This is a genomic window from Phenylobacterium sp., assembly GCF_004799515.1.
Lineage (GTDB): Bacteria > Pseudomonadota > Alphaproteobacteria > Caulobacterales > Caulobacteraceae > Phenylobacterium.
Window position 1 is genome coordinate 1 of record NZ_SSMX01000002.1, and the last position, 22,182, is coordinate 22,182.

Sequence of the window (22,182 nt, forward strand, 5' to 3'; positions counted from 1 at the left end):
CGGCCTTCTTGGCGATGCCGTGGGCGATGTAGTTGACCGCGTCGTAGCGGGTCATGTCCTGCTCTTGCAGGAAGTAGGCGGCGTGGCTCTCGCGCTCGGAGAAGATCGCCACCAGCACATTGGCGCCGGTGACCTCTTCGCGGCCGGAGGATTGCACGTGGATGACCGCGCGTTGGATCACGCGCTGGAAGCCGGCGGTGGGCTTGGCGTCCTCGCCGTCGTCGACGACGAGCGAGCGCAGTTCGGTGTCCACGTAGTTGGTGAGCGTGGTTCGAAGCGCGCCAAGGTCCACGTCACAGGCGCGCATCACGCCGGCGGCGTCCTCGTCGTCGACGAGGGACAGGAGAAGATGCTCGAGCGTCGCGTATTCATGCTTGCGCTGGTTGGCATAGGCCACTGCGCGATGAAGGGACTCCTCGAGTGGGCGCGAAAATGAAGGCAAAGGCCTCTAGTCCTTTTCCATGGTGCACTGCAGCGGGTGCTGATGCCGCCGCGCCGTATCAACGACCTGGGCCACTTTTGTTTCCGCCACCTCGTAGGTGAACACCCCACAGACCCCCACGCCGTGTTGATGGACGTGGAGCATTATGCGAGTCGCGTCTTCGCGCGACTTGTTGAAGAACTGCTCAAGCACATAAACGACGAACTCCATTGGCGTGTAGTCGTCATTCAAGATCAGCACCCGATACATCGAGGGCTTTTGCGTCTTGGGCTTGGTTTGGGTGACCACCGCCGACCGAACGCCGGTGTCCTGGTCGCCCATTTTACGCTCGGCCATCCAATCGATCTCCTGGCGACGCGCCGTAATCGCCGCCAGACAATTAGATATGCAAACCCAACCCATTTGGAAGGGTCGAATCGTCACGGGTGCCAGTGAAACCGTCAAGCGGGGGCGGTTTCGGCGCCGCCTGCGATTGTATTTCGCCTGTCAGGAGGTTTTCGGTCCGCGCCTTGCCTGAAAAATGCGCCCCGAGGTCACCGCGTCGGCGCCGAAGCGGGCGCGGATGGCGTCGAGGGTCTTTTCCCCGGCCAGCGCCCGGCGCTCGTCGCCGGCGAAGAAGTCGTCCTCCACCGCCTCGGCCTCGATCAGTTCGGCCAGACCCACGCCGATCAAGCGGAAGGACCGGCCGTCGGCCTCCCGCGCCAGCAGCTCGCGGCCGACGGCGAACAGGGTCTTGGCCGTCTGGGTCGGCACCGGGATCGTCCGGCGGCGGGTGTGGATGCGGAAGTCCGGCGTGCGCAGCTTCAGGGTCACCACACGGCCGGCCAGGCCGTCGGCGCGGGCGTGTCGGGCGACCTTCTCGGCCAGTTGCGCCAGCACGTCCTCCAGGTCGGACAGCGCCGAGAGGTCCTCGTTGAAGGTGGTCTCCGCGCTGATCCCCTTGCGCTCCTCGCTAGGGTTGACCGCGCGGCTGTCCTGGCCGTGCGACAGGCGCGACAGGCGAAGGCCGTGGCTGCCGAACCGCTCGGCCAGCGCCTTGATGTCGGCGCGGGCCAGGTCGCCGACGGTGCGGTAGCCGGCCTTCTCCAGGCTCGCCACCATCGCGGGCCCCACGCCCGGCAGGATGCCCACCGGCTTCGGCGCCAGGAAGGCCTGGGCCTCGTGGCCGATCACCGAGAAGCCGCGCGGCTTGTCGAGGTCGGAGGCGACCTTGGCCAGGAACTTGTTGATCGCCAGGCCGATGGAGACCGTCAGGCCGGTCTCCGCCTCGATCCGCGCCTGCAGTTTCGCCAGCGTGATGGCCGGCGGCGCGCCGTGCAGCCGCTCGGTGCCCGAGAGGTCCATCCAGGCTTCGTCCAGCGACAGGTTTTGGACGAGGGGCGTGAGCTCGGCGGCCATGCCCAGGATGCGCTTGCTCTCCGCCCGGTACTTGCTGAAGTCCGGCTTCAGGACCACCGCCTCGGGGCACAGCTTCAGCGCCTTGAACATCGGCATGGCCGAGCGCACGCCCTTGATACGGGCGATGTAGCAGCAGGTGGTCACCACCCCGCGCTTGCCGCCGCCGACGATCACCGCCTGGTCGCGCAGCTCCGGCCGGTCGCGCTTCTCGACGCTGGCGTAGAAGGCGTCGCAGTCCATGTGGGCGATGGAGAGGCTTCCCAGATCCTCGTGCGCCACGATGCGCGGGCTGGCGCAGTCCGGGCAGCGGCGCACCGCCGCTTCGCCGCGCCAGAAGCAGTCGCGGCAGAAGGCCTTCACGGCCCGGGCTCCAACGGCCAGAGCCAGGCCGCCCCGCGTACGCCGGAGGAGTCGCCGTGGACCGCCTTCCTGACCGGGGTCATGAAGACGTCGGAGAAGGTGTAGCCGCCGATCTTTTGCGGGAGCTCGTCATAGAGCCGCGCGACGTTGGACATGCCGCCGCCCAGGACGATGACGTCGGGGTCCAGGATGTCGGCGATCACCGCCAGGCCGCGCGCCAGCCGGTCCACGTAGTCGTCCAGCGAGGCCGCGGACCTGGGCTCGCCCGCCAGCGCCGCCTCAACGATGGCCCGGGCGTCCTCGCCCGCCCCGTCTTCCCGAGACCCGTCTTCTCCAGACCCATGGGCGCGGACGAAGCCCGGGCCGCTGATCCAGTTCTCCAGGCAGTTCAGCCGCCCGCAGAAGCAGCCTGGCCCCGGCAGCTCGTCGGGGCGCGCCCAGGGCAGGGGTGTGTGGCCCCACTCGCCGGCGATGCCGTTGCCGCCGGCCAGCACCTGGCGGCCCACGGTGACGCCCGCGCCGCAGCCGGTGCCGACGATCACCCCGAACACCACATGGCTGTCTGCGCCCGCGCCGTCCGTGGCCTCCGACAGGGCGAAGCAGTTGGCGTCGTTGGCCAGCCGCACCGGGCGGCCCAACACCCGCTCCAGGTCGGCCTGCAGCGGTTTGCCGTTCAGGTGGGTGGTGTTGGCGTTGCGGATCAGGCCGCTGGCCGGGGAGGGCGAGCCGGGGATGCCCGCGCCGACGCTGGCGCCGGAAACCCCGGCCTGCCGCTCAGCCTCGGCCACCAAGTCGCGCACCGCCTCCAGGCTCGCCTCATAGCTGCCCGGCGAGGGGATGCGCACGCGGGCCTGGAAGCGGCCGTGGGCGTCCAGCGCCGCCGCCTCGATCTTGGTGCCGCCGAAGTCCACGCCGATCCGGATCATCCTGGGCTTAATACCTGATTTGTTCCCGCCGCGCGCGGTGCGGGGCGGACCTATCATCCGGCCATCGTCCGCGGTAGGGAACGGCGGGCTCGGCGAGGGATTGGGCCTCCGAACCCCGGAGACTCTGAATGGCCCGCGTCCGCGCCAACCCCTGGATCGGCATCGGCTTCGACGCCTGGAGCCTGGCGGCCGAGGCCACCGCCGTCATCGGCCTGCGTACCCTCCTCATCGCCCAGGGCGGCGCCCGGGCGGGCGCCGAGACCGAGCGCATGGTCAGCGAGAAGGTCGCCGCGGGCCTCTCGCTGCAGGCCATGGCGCTGTCCGGCGCGCTCGGCGCGACGCCGGCGTCGGCGACGGCCCGGACCCTGGCCCACTACCGCCGCAAGGTGAAGGCCAACCATCGCCGCCTGACCCGGGCCTGACCGAGCCCGGCGCCGCCCGTGGACAGCGGCGGCCGAGGCGCTAGGTTGCGGACCATGAAAACCCGGACCCTCGCCGCGCTCGGCGCCGCGCTCGCCGTCGCCGTTCCCGCCGCGACCGCCCAAACCCCGCCCGCGTCCCTGGAGAACACCCATCCGGCCGGCATCGACACCGCCGGCATGGACACCAAGGTCAAGCCCGGCGACGACTTCTTCGCCTACGCCAACGGCGGCTGGATGGCCCGCACCGAGATCCCCGCCGACCGCTCCAGTTGGGGCACCGGCGGCGAACTCGTCGAGCTGACCACCACGCGGGTCCAGACCCTGATCCAGACCGCCGCCAAGGCCGCGCCGGGGACCGAGGCGCGCAAGATCGGCGACTACTATTCCAGCTACCTCGATGAGGCGAAGATCGAGAGCCTGGGCCTCAAGCCCATCGAGCCGACGCTCGCCCGCATCGCCGCGATCAAGGACAAGATGCATCTGGCCGCCGAACTCGGTCACGAGCTGCGCGCCGACGTGGACGCGCTCAACTCCACCAACTTCGAGACCGACCACCTGTTCGGCCTGTGGGTCGAGCAGGACCTGAACGACCCGAGCCGCTACGCGCCCTATCTGCTGCAGGGCGGCCTCGGCATGCCGGACCGCGACTACTACCTGTCGGACAATCCGCACATGGCCGCCGACCGGGCCGCCTACAGGGCGCACATCGCCAAGGTCCTGACCCTGGCCAACATCCCCGACGCCGAGGCCAAGGCCCAGCGGATCTACGACCTGGAGCTGAAGATCGCCAAGGTCCACGCGCCGCGCGCGGAATCCGAGGACGTGCTGAAGGCCAACAACCCCTGGGCGCGGGCCGACTTCGCCGCGAAGGCGCCGGGCCTCGACTGGGCCGCCTTCTTCGCCGCCGCGGGCCTGACGGCGCGGCCGCAGTTCATCGTCTGGCACCCGAAGGCCACCACCGGCGAGTCGGCCCTGGTGGCCAGCGAACCGCTGGAGACTTGGAAGGACTACCTGGCCTTCCACCAGCTCGACGACTTCTCCAGCGTCCTGCCCAAGGCCTTCGCCGACGAGCGGTTCGCCTTTTACGGCCGCACCCTCAGCGGCGTGCCGCAGCAGCTGCCGCGTTGGAAGCGGGCGGTCAACGCCACCAATGGCGCGCTGGGCGAGGCGGTGGGCAAGCTCTACGTCGCCCAGTACTTCCCGCCGGAATCCAAGGCCCAGATCGAAGCCATGGTCGCCAAGCTGATCGCGGCCTTCCGTGTACGGATCGACAAGCTGGACTGGATGGCGCCGGCCACCAAACTCGAGGCCAAGAAGAAGCTCGACACCCTGAAGGTCGGCGTGGGCTATCCGGACCACTGGATCGACTACAAGAGCCTCCTGATCACGCCCGGCGACGCCTTCGGCAACGCCGAGCGCGCCGAGCTGTTCGAATACCGCCGCAACCTCGCCAAGTTCGGCAAGCCGGTGGATCGCGGCGAGTGGGCGATGACGCCGCAGACGGTGAACGCGGTGAACCTGCCGGTGCGCAATGCGCTGAACTTCCCCGCGGCGATCCTCCAGGCGCCGGACTTCAATCCGAAGAACCCGGTCGCCATGAACCTGGGCGCCACAGGGGCAACCATCGGCCACGAGATCAGCCACAGCTTCGACGACCAGGGCGCCCAGTTCGACAGCCAGGGGCGCCTGCGCAACTGGTGGACTCCGCAGGACCTGGCGCACTTCCAGGCCTCGGGCCATGCGCTGGCGATGCAGTTCGGCCAGTACCACCCGTTCCCGGACATCACCCTGAACGGGGAGCAGATGCTCTCCGAAAACATCGCCGACATCGCCGGCCTCAACGCGGCCTACGACGCCTACCGCGCGGCCAACGGCGGGAAGGAGGGGCCGAGCCAGCAGGGCTTCACCGGCGATCAGCAGTTCTTCGTCGCCTTCTCGCAGAGCTGGCGCACCAAGACCCGCGAGGCCACCGCCCGCCAGCGGGCGGTCACCGACGGCCACGCACCCGCCGAGTTCCGCGCCGACACCGCACGCAACATGGACAGCTGGTATTCCGCCTTCGGCGTGAAGCCCGGCGAGAAGCTTTATCTGGCCCCCGCCGACCGCGTACGGATCTGGTGAAGCCCTAGGCGCGCACCGGCCGAGGCCCTGGCCATGCAATGGTTCAGCTTGATCGCAGCGGCTGCGGTGGCGGCGTCGGGAACCGCCGCCGTTGGGACGGGGCCGCAGATGACGCGCCCCCTGGCGCCGGCGGCTGCGCCGTTGGATCGTCCCTTTCCGGGCCGCCTGCAGCTGACGGTCGACGCGACGGACACCGATCACAAGGTCTATCGGGTCCACGAGGTCGTGACCCTGGCGGCCGGTCGGCCGGTCACCCTGTTCTATCCGCAGTGGGAGACGGCGAGCCACGCGCCCACCGGCTCCGTCGCCGCCCTGGCCGGCCTGACCGTGACCGCGAACGGTCGGCCGGTGCGCTGGCGCCGCGACCCGGTGAATGTCTTCGCCTTCCATCTCGATCTGCCGCCCGCGGCCCGCCGCTTCGAGGTCGACTTCCAGTTCCTGGCGCCGACGCGGCCGGGCGCGCTCACCATGACGCCCGACATCGTCACCGTGCCCTGGCAGAGCCTCGTGCTCTATCCCGCCGGCTGGTACGTCCGGGACATCCCCGTCGAGGCCCGGGTGCGGCTGCCGGACGGATTCCAGGCGGGAACCTCGCTGGACGTGACCTCGACGGCGGGCGGCCTCACAGCCTACGCCCCGGTGTCGCTGGAGACCCTGGTCGACTCGCCGGTCTACGCCGGGCGCTGGTTCAGCCGGGTTGAGCTGGCGCCCCTGGACGGCGCGCCCATGCGGCTGGACCTGGTCGCCGACGCGCCGGGCGATCTGGCCCTGCCGCCGGACACGCGGTCGCGGCTCGATCGGCTGGCGCATCAGGCGGAGCATGTCTTCGGGCCGCCGCACTTCTCCCGCTACGACGCCCTCGTTTCGTTGAGCGACGCGCTCCCGGACGACGGCGGGACTGAGCACCTGCGGTCGGCTGAGAACAATTTCGGCCCGCAGTACCTCACCCATCCCGAGCAGCATCTGCTGCAACACGACCTCTTGGCGCACGAATTGGCGCACAGCTGGAACGGCAAGTTCCGCATCCCCGCGCGCCTGTGGACCCCCGACTTCAACACGCCGTCGCGGGACGACCTGCTGTGGGTCTATGAAGGACAGACGCAGTATTGGGGGATCGTGCTGGCCGCCCGGTCGGGCCTGCGCACCCGCAACGAGACCCTCGACCTCCTGGCGGCGGTGGCCGCGAGGGCTGAGGCCCGCGCCAGCCGGCGCTGGAAGCCGCTTTCGGACAGCGTCAACGACCCGATCTATGACGCGGGCCACGGGACCGCTTGGCCGGACTGGCAGGGCCGCGAGGACTACTACGGCGACGGGGTCCTCCTTTGGCTCGACGTGGACACCTTGATCCTCGAGCGGACCGCGGGCCGCCGCAGCCTGGACGACTTCGCGCGCCGCTTCTTCGCGGTCGACGGCCGCAGCGAGGTCGCCCGCACCTACGGCCTGGCCGACGTTTGCGCCGCCTTGAACGCGGTCACGCCGCTGGACTGGGCCGCCTTCTTCCGCGAACGGCTGGACGCCCATGACGCGGGCCGCGCGCTCGACGGCGTTCGCCGGGGCGGCTACCGGCTGGCCTATTCGGCCGCCCCCACCGAAACCTTCCGCCAGGGCGAGCTGGAGGAGGGCGGCCCGGACCTCATGACCTCGCTCGGCGTCCAGATGGGCAAGATGGGCGTAGTGCGCCGGCTCGCCTGGGAGGGGCCGGCTTTCAATGCGGGACTTGGGATCGGCGCACGTATCACCGCGGTCGACGGGACGGCCTACAGTGACGAGGCCCTGACCGGGGCCCTGCGACGCGACGCCGGCGGCCCGCTGCGGCTGGATTTCGAGCAGGACGGGCGCGCGCGCACGGCGAGCGTCATCGGGGCGGGGGCGCCCCGCTACCCGCGCCTGGAGCCCATTCCCGGAGCGGTGGCGCTCGTCGACAAGATCCTCGATCCCGCGCCCTGATTCGGCGCCCTATGGGACTCAGGCGGGCAGGGCGACCTTGTCGAGGTTGGCCTTGGGGATGATGGCGCGGAAGGGCTTGGTCTTGGCCTTGTCCCGGGCCAGGTCCGCCCAGGCCGCGGCGAAGGCGCTGGGCGTACGGAGCTGCGCCGTGTCGGGGGCGAAGCGCACCTGCCGCGCCGCCAGGGCCTTGGTGAGCGGCGCCCAGAGGTCGAGGTCCTCTTCCGGCGGCTCGGTCTCGGCGGCGGCCAGGCGCTTGGGGATGGCCAGCACAGCGGGGCTTGCGCTGCGCACCACGACCACGGCGCCGGCCGGGGTTGCGGCGAGGGCCTGCGCCAGGCCCGCCAGCGCGATCCGCCCGGCCTCTGCGCTGCGCTCGCCGCCGGCTGCGCCCGAGCGCGCGCCGCCCTCGGCCAGCACATAGGCCCAGCCGCCGGCGCGATAGGCGGGCTGGTGAGCGATTTCGACCCAGATACGGATGTTGACGGACATGGGCGTGCCCTACCACCTGCGCCGCAGTGCGCGATAGTCGCCGGGCTGTTGCAGCCGCGCGCAAGGATGTTGCGTTGGGCCCAGGTGGAGTAGTGATGGGCCGATCCTTGGGAGTCGCCGCCATGATCGCCGCCGAGCCGGCCCAGCCCGCCAACCTGTCGCCCGCGCCGAAGCCGGTGACCTCGGCCCTCGACCTGATCGGCCGCACCCCGGTGCTGGAGCTGACCGGGACGTTCGACTGCGGCCCCTGCCGGCTCTTCACCAAGCTGGAGAGCGCTAATCCCGGCGGTTCGATCAAGGACCGCATCGCCCGCACCATGATCGAAGAGGCGGAGGCCGATGGGCGGCTGAAGCCCGGGGGGGTGATCATCGAGGCCACCGCCGGCAACACCGGCCTGGGCCTCGCCCAGGTGGGCATCCTCAAAGGCTACAAGCTGGTGCTGGTGGTGCCCGACAAGATGGCGCGCGAGAAGATCCAGCACCTGCGCGGCCTGGGCGTCGACGTGCGGATCACCCGCTCCGACGTCGGCAAGGGCCACCCGGACTATTACCAGGACATCGCCCACCGTCTGGCCGCCGACATGCCGGGTGCGGTCTACATGAACCAGTTCTCCAACCCGGCGAACCCCCGGGCGCACGAGACCACCACCGGGCCGGAGCTGTTCGAGCAGCTCGACGGCGACCTAGACGCGGTGGTGGTGGGCGTGGGCTCCGGCGGCACGCTGACGGGCCTCGGCCACTATTTCCGCAAGGTGAGTCCGAAGACTGAGATGGTGCTGGCCGATCCGGCGGGTTCGATCTTGGAGCCCCTGGTCAACCGCGGCGAGCGGGTCGAACCCGGCTCCTGGATCGTCGAGGGCATCGGCGAGGATTTCGTGCCCGACAATTGCGACCTGACCCTGTTGAAGAAGGGCAACGCTTTCGCCGTCACCGACCGCGAGAGCGTCGAGGCGGCCCGCGACCTGCTCGCCAAGGCCGGCGTCCTGGCGGGCTCGTCCTCCGGCACCCTGCTGGCGGCGGCCCTGCGCTACTGCCGCGCCCAGACCGAGCCGAAGCGGGTGGCGACCTTCGTCTGCGATAGCGGCAACAAGTACCTGTCCAAGGTCTTCAACGACCACTGGCTGGCCGACCAGGGCCTGACCGACCGGGCGATCACCGGCACCCTGCGCGACCTGGTGGCCCGCAACGCCCAGGAGGGCGGCGCCGAGACCGTCGGCCCCGACGACACCCTCGACACCGCCTACAAGCGCATGCGCACCGCCGACGTCAGCCAGCTGCCCGTGCTCGACGACGGACGGCTGATTGGGCTCCTGGACGAAAGCGACCTGCTCGTCGCCGTCGAGCGCGGCCCCGGCCGCTTCAGCGACCGGGTCGCCACCGCCATGGTCGCCAAGCTCAACACCCTGCAGGCGGGCGAGCCGCTGGACGCGCTCATCCCCATCTTCGAACGCGACGAGGTGGCCATCGTGCTCGAGGGCCGCGAATTCCTGGGCCTGATCACCCGGGTCGACCTGATCAACCACCTGCGCCGCGCCTGACGCCGGCTCCGACGGAGGCTCCATGACCGACCGCTCCAACCGCCTGGCCTTCGCCACGCGCGCGATCCATGGCGGCCAGCATCCGGACCCGACCACCGGGGCGGTGATGGTGCCGATCTACGCCACCTCGACCTACGCCCAGGAGAGCCCGGGCGTGCACAAGGGCTTCGAATATTCCCGCAGCCACAACCCCACCCGCTTCGCCTTCGAACGCGCCGTCGCTGACCTGGAAAGCGGCGTGCGCGGCTACGCGTTCGCCAGCGGCCTGGCGGCCATCGGAACCATCCTGGAGCTGCTGAACGCCGGCGACCACGTCATCGCCTCGTCCGACCTCTACGGCGGCAGCTTCCGGCTGTTCGACAAGGTGCGCCGTTATTCCGCCGGCCTGGAGTTCAGCTTCGTCGACCTGGCCGACGTGGCCGCGGTCGAAGCCGCCATCGGGCCCAAGACCCGGCTGATCTGGGTCGAGACACCCACCAACCCCATGCTGCGCCTGGCCGACCTGGAGGCGCTGGCGGCCCTGGCCAAGCGGCGCGGCCTCTGGATCGCCGCCGACAACACCTTCGCGAGCCCCTGGGTGCAGCGGCCCCTGGAGCATGGCTTCGACCTCGTCATGCACTCGACCACCAAATACCTGAACGGCCATTCCGACATCGTGGGCGGCGTGGTGGTGGCCGGCGCCGACGGCGAGGTGGCCGAGCGCATGGGCTTCCTGCAGAACGCCGTCGGCGGGGTGGCCAGCCCCTTCGACAGCTTCCTGGCGCTGCGGGGGGTCAAGACGCTGGCGCTGCGCATGCAGCGGCACTGCGACAACGCGCTGGCCATCGCGCAATTCCTCGAAAAGCACCCGGCGGTGAAGCAGGTGATCTATCCCGGCCTCGCGAGCCACCCGCAGCACGCGCTCGCCAAACGCCAGATGCACGGCTTTGGCGGAATGGTGAGCTTGACCCTCGATCGCGACCTGGACGGGACGCGCCGGTTCCTAGAGCGCACCGAACTCTTCACCCTCGCTGAGAGCCTGGGCGGCGTGGAGAGTCTTATCGAGCACCCGGCGATCATGACCCACGCCTCGATCCCGCCGCACGTGCGCGAGGAGCTGGGCATCTCCGACGCCTTCGTGCGCCTCTCGGTCGGCGTCGAGGACGTCGACGACCTGATCGCCGACTTGGACCAGGCGCTGGCCTGATTTCTCCCGCCCATCCCTGCGGAGGCGGGAGTGAGCGGAATCAGGAAATCGCCGCCGCGATCGCCTCGCCGAGATCCCTCCAGTCGTCGATCCTCGGGTGCTTGTCGGACCGCGGCGCGAGCGGGCGCAGTCGCGGGTCGGCGACGTGCTGGAAGGTCGCGGTGCGGGGCGAGTGCTCGGCTACCGAGTCGAGGTTGGGCAGCAGGTCGTCGACGAAGGCGCTCTTGCCGCGGCTTTGGGCGGTCAGCGCCGCGGTGATCGGCCCTTTCGGCCCGCTGGAGAGGATCAGGGCGTGCGGCAGGCCGTGCTTCTTCAGCCAGTCGCCGCGCAGCCGCTCGGCGCTCGCCGGCGCGTTGGACAGGATCAGGATCTCGGCGTGGGGTTTCAGCCGCCTCAGGGCCTCGACCGCGCCCGGCGCCGGCTCCAGCTCGCCGCAGCCGATGGCGAAGAAGTCGTTGAACAACTCGCGCCCCACCGCGATGTCCACCGGCTCGCGCGCGCCCGGCCGGTAGAGGTTCTGGAAGAGGGCGAATCGTTCGAACCGCAGCTCGTAGCCGCACTCGGCCACGAAGGCGCCGAAGCCGGCCATGAACAGGCCCAGCACCTCGTCCACGTCGACGATCACCAAGGGGCGCTCCGGCGACAGCCCCAATTTCTCCAAAGAGGGGCGCTCCAGGGAGGGCGCGGCGATGGGGGGAACCTGCCCGGGCTGCGCCACTAAGTCTCCTTGGGCTAACGAAGTTTAAGGATATCCCGTGGGATGAAGACCCCCAGGGTGGGGAAGTCCGCAACCGCGGTCCACGAAGGAAAGAACCAGGTCCTAGATGGCGAAGAAGGTCCTCATCGTCGAGGATAACGAGCTGAACATGAAGCTGTTTCATGATCTCCTCGACGCCCAGGGCTATGAGACCCTGCAGACCCGCGAGGGGTTGCAGGCCTTGGCGCTCGCCAGGGAACATCGCCCCGACCTGATCCTTATGGACATTCAGTTGCCGGAGATCTCCGGTCTGGAGGTCACCAAATGGCTCAAGGAAGACGAGGACCTAGCCGCGATCCCGGTCGTGGCCGTCACCGCCTTCGCCATGAAGGGCGACGAGGAGCGGATCCGCGAAGGCGGCTGCGAGGCCTACATCTCCAAGCCGATTTCAGTCGTACATTTCCTCGACACCATCCGTCGTCTGATGGGCTGAGGCCTTAGAGATGTCCGCGCGTATCCTTGTGGTCGACGATATCGAAGCCAATGTCCGCCTGCTGCGGGCGAAGCTCGAGGCTGAGTACTACGAGGTGCTGACCGCCTCGGACGGGCCGACCGCGCTCGCCCTGGCCGCCGCCGAGAAGCCCGACATCGTCCTCCTGGACGTCATGATGCCCGGCATGGACGGCTTCACCGTCTGCCGCCGGCTGAAGGACGATCTGGAGACCCGCCACATCCCGGTGGTGCTGCTGACCGCCCTCGACGGCCGCGCGGACCGCGTGGCGGGGCTGGAAGCCGGCGCCGACGACTTCCTGACCAAGCCCATCGACGACGTCCTCCTGTTCGCCCGGGTGCGCAGCCTGACGCGGCTGAAGTCGGTGATCGACGAACTGCGCCAGCGCGAGGCCTCGGGCCGGCGCATGGGCGTCATAGCAGGCGTCGCCTCGCGCCTCGGTGGGACGGGCGGGCGCATCCTGATCGTCGACGACCATGAGCGCCAGGCCGAGCGGATCGCAGCCGAACTGTCCATCGAGCACCGTCCGGTGGTGGAGACCTCGCCCGAGACCGCCATGCTGGCCGCCCGCGGGCCGGTGGACCTGATCATCGTCAACGCCGCGGCCAAGGGCTTTGACGGCCTGCGCTTCGCCGCCCAGATCCGCTCAGACGAGGCGACCCGCAGCCTGCCGATCCTGGCCATCGTCGACTTCGACGAGCGGTCCAGGCTGGTGAAGGCGCTGGAGATCGGCGTCAACGACGTCCTGCCGCGCCCCATCGACCCGCAGGAGATGGCCGCGCGGGTGAAGACCCAGATCCGCCGCAAGCGCTACACCGACTACCTTCGCGAGAACCTCGACCTGTCGCTCGAGCTGGCGGTCACCGACCAGCTCACCGGCCTGCACAACCGCCGCTACATGGAAACCCAGCTCGATGCCCTGGTGCGCCGCGCGGTGGTCGGCGGCGGCGACCCGGTGGCCCTGCTGGTCATCGATATCGACCACTTCAAGAAGGTCAACGACGGCTTCGGCCACGCCGTGGGCGACGAGGTGCTGCGCGAGTTCGCCGTGCGCCTGGCCTCCAACGTGCGCGCCATCGACCTGCCGGTCCGCTTCGGCGGCGAGGAATTCGTGGTGGTGATGCCGGAAACCGAGCTGGCCGACGCCCACCGCATCGCCGAGCGCATCCGCCTGCACGTGGCCGGCTCGCCGTTCCGGGTGATGGAAGGCTCCGAGCTCTTGACCGTCACCATCTCCATCGGCGTGGCCGCCAGCCTCGCCGACGACACCCCGGTAAAGCTGATCAAGCGCGCCGACGAGGCCATGTACGAGGCCAAGACCCACGGCCGCAACCGGGTCATCGCCCACGCGGCCTGAAACGAAAAACGCCCAGCTTTCGCCGGGCGTCTTCTTGCAAAATCAGAAGTTTGCGATGGCTACTTGATCTTGCCTTCGCGGAACTCGACGTGCTTGCGCACGACGGGGTCGTACTTTTTCATGACCAGCTTGTCGGTCTTGGTGCGGGCGTTCTTCTTGGTGACGTAGAAGAAGCCGGTGTCCGCCGACGAGTTCAGGCGGATCTTAATGGAGGCGGGCTTCGCCATGGCTGGTCCTTACGGGCGGGGCCGGACGGACTAGCCGACGGCGGGTGTTCGAAGAGCCGCGGAAAATACGAATCCGCAGCGCAAAGTCAATGCCGCGCTACGATACGCCCCGTCACCACTCGTTCTTCCCGTCGACAACCACCACCGGCACGGCCCGCAGATCGAAGTCGTCAAACAGATGAGCGCTGACGCCGACCTTCAGCTTGGTGAAGTCCGCCTGGCCCGTTGACCAGTCCGGCGACAGGCTGAAGGTGCCGCAGCCGCAGGTGGCGCAGTAGTGATGCGCCACTGTCTTAGTCTGCCAGCGGTAGGTGGCGTCCTGTTCGGGACCGATCACCCGGAACTGCTCCGGCGCGTAGTAGGCCCAAAGTACGCCACGTTTGGAGCAGAACGAGCAAGTGCAGCGGGTCACCGTCTCCGGCGGCGCGTCGCATTCGAATTTGGTCGTGCCGCAATGGCAGCTGCCTTGGATGGTCACGGCGTGTCTCCCTTGGCGCCCGGTTTCACACAGGGTTGCTGACAACTGTCTGTCAGCAACGGGCTTGGCTTGCTTAGAGCCGGTCCGGCCGCATCGCGCCCTGGCGGAAGCGCATGAAGGGCTTGGGACGCTGCGGATCGTCCATCCGCAGGACGGCTTCCTTCAGCATCATCCGCGTGACGGTGGGCAGCGGCAGGGTCTGGGCCTCGTCGAAGTCGACCCAGGCGATCTCCTCCAGCTCGCCGCAGTCGGGCTGGCGGTCCAGGCTGACCAGGCGATCGGCGTCGGCCAGCAGGAACCAGGTGTCGAAGCGCTTGCCGACACTGGGGGGCGTGATGGCCCGGGCGATCACCTCCAGGGCCGCCAGGTCGGGCAGGGCGCCTTGGGCGGTGAAGTCCCGCCAGGGCCCCACAGCAGGGCGCTCCGGGGCCTTGAGCGCCAGCAGGAGGCCCGTTTCCTCCCAGGTCTCGCGAACCGCCGCCAGGGCCAGCGCCCGCCCGCGCCCGGCTGGCAGGTAGCGGTCGAACAGGGCGGCGGTCTCGGGCCTGAGGTCAGTGGCGAAGGGCGCGCGGTAGTCGGACCGGTCGATGCGCCCGCCGGGGAACACCCAGCGGTCGGGCATGAAGCTGTGGCCGCCGTGGCGTTTGCCCATCAGCACGCGGGGCGTCGCGGCGTCGCGGCGGATGATCATCACCGTGGCGGCGTTCTTCGGCCGCACGGCGCGGGCGCCCGGGACCCTGGGCGGGCCCTCCGGCTTGCGGGTCATGGTCTCGGCGGCGTCGCTACTCATCGAACAACTGTATGACCGGGCGCGGGGCTGAGGGAAGGGCGGCTTTGCGGCGCCACAGCATCCAGCCTAGGCCGCCGAACCAGACGAAAAAGCTGGCGAACAGGCCGCGCTGGACGAGGCCATAGACCGGGTGGATGACCGTCCAGACCGCGCCGTGCCGATGCAGGGTGGTCAGGTTGAGCAGGATCGCCAGCCAGACGACGGCCGCCATGACCGCGGAAAACGCCACGCCGCCGCGCAGGGCGGGCCTTCCCCGCCAGGTCAGCGCCAGGATCAGCGGCGCCTGGTAAGGGACCAGTTCGGAGAGGCCGAACAGGTTGTGCAGCGGGTGCGGGAAGGCGAAGACCGCGATGCCGGCCGAGCAGACCGCCATCAGGGCCGCGACATAGGCCGGCCACGGCGTGGCGCGGGCGTCCAGGGCGGCGCGGCGCAGGCCCAGGCAGAAGACGATCGCCGTCGCCGCGACGGCCCATAGCATGACGGAGAACGGGACCTGCGCCGGCGAGCCGACCTCGCCGATCTCGCTGACCGTCTGGCGTACGCTGTCGTAGCCCGGAACGGTCATCGCCAGGCCGGCGACGCCGACCAAGAAGATCACCGCCGTCAGTGGGCCGAACAGCAGGCGGACGTCGCGCTTCATCCGGCGAGCCTAGCTTGGCCGCGGCGCGGGCGCCAATCCTAGCGCTTCGGTCCGCCCTTCTTGCGGCCGTTGCGGATGTTCTTCGGCCGGCCGGGCTGGCCCGGGCGCGGCGGGCCCTTGAAGCCGCCGCCGCCGCTCCGAGGCCCGTGCGGGCCGCGGTCGCTGCGGGCGCGCATGCCGAGGCGCGGCCGGGGCGCGTTCGGGTCGGGCGCGGCGGGCTCGCTCAGCATCTCGAAGAGCAGGCCGCCGGTCAGCGGCGTCGCCTCGGTCAGCTTCACCTCCACCCTCATGCCCAACGGCCAGCGCGCCCCGCTGCGCTCGCCCACCAGGGCGTGGGTGCGGTCGTCGTGGATGAAGTACTCGCCGCCCAGCTTGGAGATCGGGACCAGGCCGTCGGCGCCGGTGTCGTCCAGGCGGACGAACAGGCCGAAGCGGGTGACGCCGGTGATCCGGCCGGCGAACTCGGCGCCCACGCGCTCGGCCAGGAAGGCGGCCACATAGCGGTCGGTCGCGTCACGCTCGGCGGCCATGGCGCGGCGCTCGGCGAAGGTGATGCTCTCGGCGGTGTCCGACATCTTGGCGATGTCGCGCTCGCTGAGGCCATCGGCGCCCAGGCCGAGTGCGCTGACCAGGCCACGATGGACGATCAGGTCGGCGTAGCGGCGGATCGGCGAGGTGAAGTGGGCGTACTTGGCCAGGTTCAGGCCGAAGTGGCCGATGTTGTCCGTCGAATAGACCGCCTGCATCTGGGTGCGCAGCACCACCTCGTTGACGATGTCGGCGTTGGGCCCGCCGCGGGTCTCGTCCAGGAGCTTGTTGAAGCGGTCGGTGCGCGGGGCCTCGCCCTTCGACCAGGCGATGCCGAGCGTCGAAAGGAAGTCGACGAGGGCCTGGACCTTCTCGGGACTCGGGGTGTCGTGGATGCGGTAGATCAGCGGCGTCTTCTTGGCCTCCAGCGTCTCGGCGGCCGAGACGTTGGCCTGGATCATCATCTCCTCGATCAGCTTGTGGGCTTCCAGGCTGGCGCGGGGCGTGATGGCGGCGACCTCGCCCTCGCGGTCGATCAGGATGCGGCGCTCGGCGCTCTCGATGTGCAGGGGCGAGCGGGCGTCGCGGCCCCTCTTCAGCACCGCGTAGGCGGCGTAGAGCGGCTGGATGATGCCTTTCAGGATCGGGCCGGTCTTGTCGTCCGGCGTCCCGTCGGCGGCGGCCTGGGCCTGCTCGTAGGAGAGCTTGGCGGCCGAGCGCATCAGGCCGCGCACGAACTTGTGGGACCGTTTGCGGCCGTCGGCGCCGAACACCATGCGCACGGCCATGCAGGCGCGGTTCTCGCCTTCGCGGAGCGAGCAGAGGCCGTTGGACAGCACCTCCGGCAGCATGGGCTCCACGCGGTCGGGGAAGTAGACGCTGTTGGCCTTTTCGCGGGCGATGTCGTCCAGCGCCGAGTTCGGGCGCACGTAGGCCGCCACGTCGGCGATGGCCACCCAGACGATCCAGCCGCCGGGGTTCTTGGGATCGTCGTCGGTTTGGGCATAGACCGCGTCGTCATGGTCGCGGGCGTCCGCCGGGTCGATGGTGATGAATGGGACGTCGCGCAGGTCCTCGCGGCCGGCCAGGGTCGGCGGCTGCGCCTGGGCGGCCTCGGCCTCCGCGGCGGCGGGGAAGCCGGTCGGGATGCCGTGGGCGTGGATCGCCAGGAGGGAGAAGGCGCGCGGCTCGTCCTCGCGGCCGATGACTTCCAAGAGCTTGCCGTGCTGCGGGCCATAGCGGACCTCGCGGCCGCTGGCCTGGGCCAGCACCAGGTCGCCGTCGCGCAGGGCCTCGGCGGCGGGGTCGGTGAGGATCAGGGTGTCCTTGGAGCGGCGGTCGACGGGCTCGACGCGGACCTCGCGCCGGGCCTTGCGGATCACGCCCAGGATGCGCTGGCCGCCGGCGCCCAGGGCCTTGATGACGCGGGCCTCATAGCCGCCACCTTCGAGCGGCGCGAAGCGGACCAGCAGGCGGTCGCCCAGGCCGGGGGCGGGCGCGGCGGCGTCGCCCTTGCGTGGCGGGGCCAGGACGACGAGGGGCGCGTCCTCGCCCTTGGTCAGGCGGACCAGCAGGTCGCCGTCGGGATCGCGCTCGACCACGTCGACCACGCCCACCTCGGGCAGGGCGCCGCTCTCGGCGAAGCCGCGGCGGCCGCGGCGGCCCAACGCGCCTTCGGTCTCCAGGTCTTGGAGCATGTGGCGCAGCGCCCGGCGGTCCTCGCCCTTCAGGCCGAAGGCCTTGGCGATCTCGGCCTTGTTGGTCTCGCCGCTCTCGCGGATGTGCTTGATGAGGGTGTCTTTGTCGGGAAGCCCCTGGGGCGTCCGCTGGGGAAAACGGGGTGATTTCGGTTGTCTAGGTTTAGGCATGTGCGGGTGCTTTAGCACCGTTCGGCTTTCTTCTTGTGGTGGGATTTGAGCGGGAGCGCGACACCCGGCCGCCGGCGTTCGGCGGCGCTCTTCGCGAACCCTTCGGCCCGCGATGCGCAACAGCCATATGGGGGGCTGGCGGCCCCGGCGCTAGGCCTCGGTCAGAAACGAGATCATCGCGGGCGCGGCGGTGCGGTCCTGGATGATGAACAGGTGGCCGCCGTCGAACCACTGCAGCCTCGCGCCAGGGATACGTCCGGCCATCTTTTCCTGGGTCGCGGGCAGGGCGATGCCGTCGTGGCGGCCGGCGGCGATCAGGGTCGGGCAGGCGATCTGCTCCAGGCGGTCCCAGGTGTCATGCGCGGCGCGGGCCACGAGCTGGCGGTGGGCGCCCATCGCGTGGCCGGGTTCGTCTGCATACGGATCGGCGGAGCCCAGGGTGACGAAGAAGGCGTACTGCTCAGGATTGGCGGCGGCCCAGGCGTCGTCGCGGCGCACGTCGCTGATCGGGATCATGTGCTTCGCGCGCGCCTCGCCCTTCAGGTGCTCGATCTCGTGGAACGGAAAGGACGCCCCGCCGGCCCCGCCCGGCGAGGTGCAGGCCAGGACTAGGCGCTTCACCCGTCCCGGATGCCGGATCGCCAGCTCCTGGGCCACCATGCCGCCGAAGGAGACGCCGATGACGCAGGCCTCGTCCCAGCCTTGGTCGGCCATCAGGGCCGCAGCGTCGTCGGCGTAGTCGGCCATGCTGTAGTCGGTGTCGGGTTTGTCCGACTGTCCCAGACCGCACTGGTCATAGGCCAGCAGATCGAAGGCCCTGGCGATCGGCCCGTCGAAGACGTTGGGCTTGGTGCGCAGGTCGCCGCCCGTGCCGGAGATGAACAACAGCGGCGGCCCGGACCCGGCGCGCTCGTAGTGGATGCGGATACCGTTGGCCTGCGCGTAAGCCACTAAATCCTCCGCTCATTCCCGCGAAAGCGGGGACCCAGGCTTTTCAGTTTCGGTAGAAGGGATGGCCTAGGCCGTCTCCTTGGCCTTCTTGGCGGCCGGCTTCTTCGCAGGCGCCTTCTTCGCCGCCGCGGCCCTGGGTTCGGCCTTGGCCTTGGCCGCCCGCGCCAGCTTCTTCTTCGCCCCGCCGGAGGGTTTGGCCGCGCGTTCGGCCAGCAACAGGACGGCCTGCTCCAGGGTCACGGCCTGCGGGTCGGTCCCGCGCGGGACGTTGGCGTTGGTGGACCCGTGCTTGATGTAGGGGCCATAGCGGCCGGACAGCACCTTCACCGGCGCGCCGTCGGCCGGGTGGGCGCCCAGGTCCTTCAGCGCCGCGGCCTCGCCGCGCCCGCCGCGTCCGCCCGCCCGCTTCTCGGCCAGCAGGGCCACGGCGCGGTTGACGCCCACCTCGAACACCTCGTCGGCGGTGGGCAGGTTGGCGTAGGTGCCGGCGTGCAGCACGAAGGGACCGAAGCGGCCGATGCCGGCCAGGATCGGTTGGCCGTCCTCCGGGTGATTGCCCACCTCGCGCGGCAGGCGCAGCAAGCGCAGGCCCTTCTCCAGGTCCATGTCCGGCGCCGACCAGCCCTTGGGCAGGGACGAACGCTTGGGCTTCTCGCCCTCGCCTAGCTGGACGTAGGCGCCGAAGCGGCCGTTCTTCAGGAAGACCGTCATGCCGGTCTCGGGATCGACGCCCAGCTCACGGTCGCCCGAGGGCGTGTGGCCGTCCTCGCTCTCGGCGATCGGCCGCGTGAAGCGGCATTCCGGATAGTTGGAGCAGCCCACGAAGGGCCCGAACCGGCTGGTCTTCAGGCCCAGCCGCCCGGCGCCGCAGTTCGGGCACACTCGGGGATCCGACCCGTCGGCCTTGGGCGGGTAGAGGAAGGGCGCCAGCGCCCCATCCAGCGCGTCCAGCACATCGCGCGTAGAGACCTTCAGGACTTCCTCGGTCTTCGGATAGAAGTCGTCCCAGAACTTGCGCAGCAGGACCTTCCAGTTGAGCTTGCCGTCCGAGACGAGGTCGAGCTGTTCCTCCAGGCCGGCGGTGAAGTCGTACTCCACCCAGCGGCGGAAGAACTCCTCCAGGAAGATGGTGACCAGCCGGCCCTTGTCCTCGGGCACGAAACGGTTCTTCTCCATCCGCACATAGGCCCGGTCGCGCAGCACGCCGAGCACCGAGGCATAGGTGGAGGGCCGCCCGATGCCGAGCTCCTCCATCTTCTTGACCAGGCTGGCTTCGGAATAGCGCGGCGGCGGCTCGGTGAAGTGCTGGTCGGCGCGGCTGGCGATCATCTTGGCGGCGGCGCCCTGGACCACCGGCGGCAGCTTGGCGACCTCTTCCTCGTCCGGGTCGTCGCGGCCTTCCTCGTAGACCTTCAGATAGCCGTCGAAGAGGGTGACGTCGCCGGACGCGCGCAGCGCGGTCTGGCCGTCTCCGGACTCCAGGTCGATGGTGGTGCGCTCGATGCGGGCGCTCTCCATCTGCGAGGCGATCATCCGCTTCCAGATCAGCTCGTAGAGCCGGCCCAGGTCCGGCTCCAGGCGCAGCTTGCCGGGATTGCGGCCCAGGCTAGTCGGGCGGATCGCCTCGTGCGCCTCCTGGGCGTTCTTGGCCTTGGTGGAATAGAAGCGCGGCTTTTCCGGCACATAGTCCTTGCCGTAGAGCCCGCCGATCGTGGCGCGGGCGTCGTCCAGCGCCTCGGGCGCGACCTGCACCCCGTCGGTCCGCATGTAGGTGATCAGGCCCACCGTCTCGCCGCCGATGTCGATGCCCTCATAGAGCTTCTGGGCGGCCTGCATGGTGCGCTGGGCGTTGAAGCCGAGCTTGCGCGAGGCTTCCTGCTGCAGGGTCGAGGTGGTGAAGGGCGGCGGCGGCGAACGCTTGGCCGGGCGCTTCTCCACCGCGGCGACCGTGAAGGTCGCGGCCTTGACCGCGTCGCGGGCGGCGAAAGCGGACGTTTCGTTGCCGAGGTCGAACTTGGAGAGCCGCTTGCCCTCGTGCTTGGTCAGGCGCGCCAGGAACGGGTCGCCGCCGGCCGCCACGTCGGCCTCCACGGTCCAGTATTCCTGGGTGCGGAACTTCTCGATTTCGATTTCGCGGTCGACGACGAGGCGCAGCGCCACCGACTGCACGCGGCCCGCCGAGCGCGACCCCGGCAGCTTGCGCCACAGGACCGGCGACAGGGTGAAGCCCACCAGATAGTCGAGCGCCCGGCGCGCCAGGTAGGCGTCCACCAGCTCCATGTCGATGTCGCGCGGGGCCTTCATGGCCTCGGTGACCGCGGTCTTGGTGATGGCGTTGAAGGTGACCCGCTGGACCGTGACGCCGGCCAGCACCTTCTTCTTCTTCAAGACCTCCAGAACGTGCCAGGAGATGGCCTCGCCCTCGCGGTCGGGGTCGGTGGCCAGGATCAGCTTGTCGGCGCCCTTGGCGGCCGCGGCGATGTCGCTGAGCCGCTTGGCGGACTTGGCGTCCACCTCCCAGCTCATGTCGAAGTCCTCGTCCGGGCGGACCGAACCGTCCTTGGCCGGAAGGTCGCGCACGTGGCCGTAGCTAGCCAGGACCTTGTAGTCCGAGCCCAGGTACTTGTTGATGGGCTTGGCTTTGCCGGGGCTTTCGACGACGACGATGTTCATGCGGGGGCGGTCTGACCATCCATAGCGCGGCGGCCCAGCTTGGCCGGGGCGCCAAAGGACGCGGAAAGTGGGGTGGGCCGCTAGGGCCTGTCAACGGCCCTTGAAGCCGCCATTCGGCGAGCCCCCTAAAGGGGCTCCTTTTTTCGGGCGCCGGGCGCGAAAAGGCCGGCGGGCCTGAAAGCCGCGCCGGCCCAACCGTTTTCAACCGTGGTGGGGCCTAGTGGCCGCCGCCGCCGCCGGCGCCCTGACGGGCGGCGCGCATCTTGGCCATGGCGTCTTTGCAGCCTTGGCTGGCCTTATCCATGTTGTCGCGCAGGCACATCATGGCGTCGCGGCCTTGCTTATCCGCGCACAGCGACTTCTGGTCGGCCGCGCAGGCCTGCATCATCGCCTGGCGGGCGGCCTGCATCTCGGGCGAGGGCGCGCCGCCACCGCCGGCCGGCGGCTGGGCGAAGGCCGAACCGGCGACGGCCAGCGCGGCGAGGGTGATAGCGATCCTGAGCTTCATAGAGGTGGTCTCCGACCTGTTTTGAGTCTTCAACTTAGACTCTGTCCCTGGCGGGAATATTTCCGGGCCGTGCGGTGAGATTACGGCGCTATGGGGTCGAGACCATGCCGCCGGATAAGCGGGCG

At 69.8% G+C, this 22,182-nt stretch carries 21 protein-coding genes; 7 read left to right on the forward strand and 14 right to left on the reverse strand.

The genetic code is table 11. From position 1 onward, the window contains the following. The 4 genes from E8A49_RS00110 to E8A49_RS00125 form a co-directional block, all read right to left on the reverse strand. Positions 1-442, reverse strand: a 442-nt coding sequence (locus E8A49_RS00110; RefSeq protein WP_293374974.1) for a Clp protease N-terminal domain-containing protein, incomplete at its 3' end; no start/stop codon positions are given. Between the two features lie 6 nt (positions 443-448). Continuing rightward, the gene (clpS, locus tag E8A49_RS00115; protein WP_293374977.1) at positions 449-778 is read right to left on the reverse strand and encodes an ATP-dependent Clp protease adapter ClpS; all 330 of its coding nucleotides are present in this window, start codon (positions 776-778) and stop codon (positions 449-451) included. 150 nt (positions 779-928) lie between these two features. Then, a complete protein-coding gene (locus E8A49_RS00120) occupies positions 929-2,200 on the reverse strand; it encodes a DNA polymerase IV (protein WP_293374980.1) in 1,272 nt (423 codons plus the stop codon). Beyond that, on the reverse strand, positions 2,197-3,126 hold the full coding sequence (locus E8A49_RS00125) for an ROK family protein (protein WP_293374983.1): 930 nt from the start codon (positions 3,124-3,126) through the stop codon (positions 2,197-2,199). Before E8A49_RS00125 ends, E8A49_RS00120 begins: the two co-directional genes overlap by 4 nt. Before the next feature lie 128 nt (positions 3,127-3,254). Between E8A49_RS00125 and E8A49_RS00130 the strand changes: the two genes are divergently transcribed. The 3 genes from E8A49_RS00130 to E8A49_RS00140 all read left to right on the forward strand — a co-directional run bounded on the left by E8A49_RS00130 (position 3,255) and on the right by E8A49_RS00140 (position 7,616). Next, positions 3,255-3,548, forward strand: coding sequence for a hypothetical protein (locus tag E8A49_RS00130; RefSeq protein WP_293374986.1), 294 nt, complete (start codon positions 3,255-3,257; stop codon positions 3,546-3,548). 54 nt (positions 3,549-3,602) lie between these two features. Continuing rightward, complete coding sequence (locus E8A49_RS00135) at positions 3,603-5,669, forward strand: M13 family metallopeptidase (RefSeq protein WP_293374988.1); 2,067 nt, start codon at positions 3,603-3,605, stop codon at positions 5,667-5,669. Between the two features lie 108 nt (positions 5,670-5,777). Continuing rightward, a complete protein-coding gene (locus tag E8A49_RS00140) occupies positions 5,778-7,616 on the forward strand; it encodes a peptidase M61 (protein ID WP_293374991.1) in 1,839 nt (612 codons plus the stop codon). 18 nt (positions 7,617-7,634) lie between these two features. Here E8A49_RS00140 and E8A49_RS00145 read toward each other — a convergent pair whose 3' ends face one another. Continuing rightward, positions 7,635-8,105 (reverse strand): hypothetical protein, encoded by a 471-nt coding sequence (locus tag E8A49_RS00145; protein WP_293374994.1) that lies wholly within the window; start codon positions 8,103-8,105, stop codon positions 7,635-7,637. Between the two features lie 122 nt (positions 8,106-8,227). On the opposite strand from E8A49_RS00145, the gene E8A49_RS00150 reads away from it, so the two are divergent. Together E8A49_RS00150 and E8A49_RS00155 are read left to right on the forward strand one after the other, a co-directional pair. Then, positions 8,228-9,643, forward strand: coding sequence for a pyridoxal-phosphate dependent enzyme (locus E8A49_RS00150; RefSeq protein WP_293375309.1), 1,416 nt, complete (start codon positions 8,228-8,230; stop codon positions 9,641-9,643). Positions 9,644-9,665: 22 nt separating this feature from the next. After that, entirely contained in the window at positions 9,666-10,829 is a 1,164-nt protein-coding gene (locus tag E8A49_RS00155) for a cystathionine gamma-synthase (RefSeq protein WP_293374997.1), read from the forward strand. Positions 10,830-10,869: 40 nt separating this feature from the next. Here E8A49_RS00155 and E8A49_RS00160 read toward each other — a convergent pair whose 3' ends face one another. Then, positions 10,870-11,490 (reverse strand): hypothetical protein, encoded by a 621-nt coding sequence (locus tag E8A49_RS00160; protein WP_293375000.1) that lies wholly within the window; start codon positions 11,488-11,490, stop codon positions 10,870-10,872. A gap of 163 nt (positions 11,491-11,653) precedes the next feature. On the opposite strand from E8A49_RS00160, the gene E8A49_RS00165 reads away from it, so the two are divergent. Both E8A49_RS00165 and E8A49_RS00170 read left to right on the forward strand, forming a co-directional pair. After that, positions 11,654-12,019 carry a response regulator gene (locus tag E8A49_RS00165; RefSeq protein WP_293375003.1) on the forward strand — a complete coding sequence of 122 codons (366 nt, stop codon included), beginning with the start codon at positions 11,654-11,656 and terminating at the stop codon, positions 12,017-12,019. Positions 12,020-12,029: 10 nt separating this feature from the next. Continuing rightward, positions 12,030-13,394: a PleD family two-component system response regulator gene (locus E8A49_RS00170; RefSeq protein ID WP_293375006.1), complete on the forward strand. Its 1,365-nt coding sequence runs from the start codon at positions 12,030-12,032 to the stop codon at positions 13,392-13,394. A gap of 59 nt (positions 13,395-13,453) precedes the next feature. On the opposite strand, the gene rpmG is transcribed toward E8A49_RS00170, so the two are convergent. The 8 genes from rpmG to E8A49_RS00210 all read right to left on the reverse strand — a co-directional run bounded on the left by rpmG (position 13,454) and on the right by E8A49_RS00210 (position 22,057). Further along, positions 13,454-13,621 carry a 50S ribosomal protein L33 gene (rpmG, locus tag E8A49_RS00175; RefSeq protein ID WP_111458827.1) on the reverse strand — a complete coding sequence of 56 codons (168 nt, stop codon included), beginning with the start codon at positions 13,619-13,621 and terminating at the stop codon, positions 13,454-13,456. Between the two features lie 112 nt (positions 13,622-13,733). Next, on the reverse strand, positions 13,734-14,099 hold the full coding sequence (locus E8A49_RS00180) for a GFA family protein (protein WP_293375009.1): 366 nt from the start codon (positions 14,097-14,099) through the stop codon (positions 13,734-13,736). 73 nt (positions 14,100-14,172) lie between these two features. Then, complete coding sequence (locus E8A49_RS00185; protein ID WP_293375012.1) at positions 14,173-14,889, reverse strand: NUDIX hydrolase; 717 nt, start codon at positions 14,887-14,889, stop codon at positions 14,173-14,175. Continuing rightward, positions 14,882-15,529 (reverse strand): DUF998 domain-containing protein, encoded by a 648-nt coding sequence (locus E8A49_RS00190; protein ID WP_293375015.1) that lies wholly within the window; start codon positions 15,527-15,529, stop codon positions 14,882-14,884. Before E8A49_RS00190 ends, E8A49_RS00185 begins: the two co-directional genes overlap by 8 nt. A gap of 38 nt (positions 15,530-15,567) precedes the next feature. Next, positions 15,568-17,925: a ribonuclease R gene (gene rnr, locus E8A49_RS00195; protein ID WP_293375018.1), complete on the reverse strand. Its 2,358-nt coding sequence runs from the start codon at positions 17,923-17,925 to the stop codon at positions 15,568-15,570. A gap of 150 nt (positions 17,926-18,075) precedes the next feature. After that, a complete protein-coding gene (locus tag E8A49_RS00200) occupies positions 18,076-18,876 on the reverse strand; it encodes an alpha/beta fold hydrolase (RefSeq protein WP_293375021.1) in 801 nt (266 codons plus the stop codon). Between the two features lie 66 nt (positions 18,877-18,942). After that, positions 18,943-21,549 carry a type I DNA topoisomerase gene (topA, locus tag E8A49_RS00205; RefSeq protein ID WP_293375024.1) on the reverse strand — a complete coding sequence of 869 codons (2,607 nt, stop codon included), beginning with the start codon at positions 21,547-21,549 and terminating at the stop codon, positions 18,943-18,945. Between the two features lie 217 nt (positions 21,550-21,766). Continuing rightward, a complete protein-coding gene (locus tag E8A49_RS00210) occupies positions 21,767-22,057 on the reverse strand; it encodes a hypothetical protein (RefSeq protein WP_293375027.1) in 291 nt (96 codons plus the stop codon). Positions 22,058-22,182 lie beyond the last annotated feature (125 nt).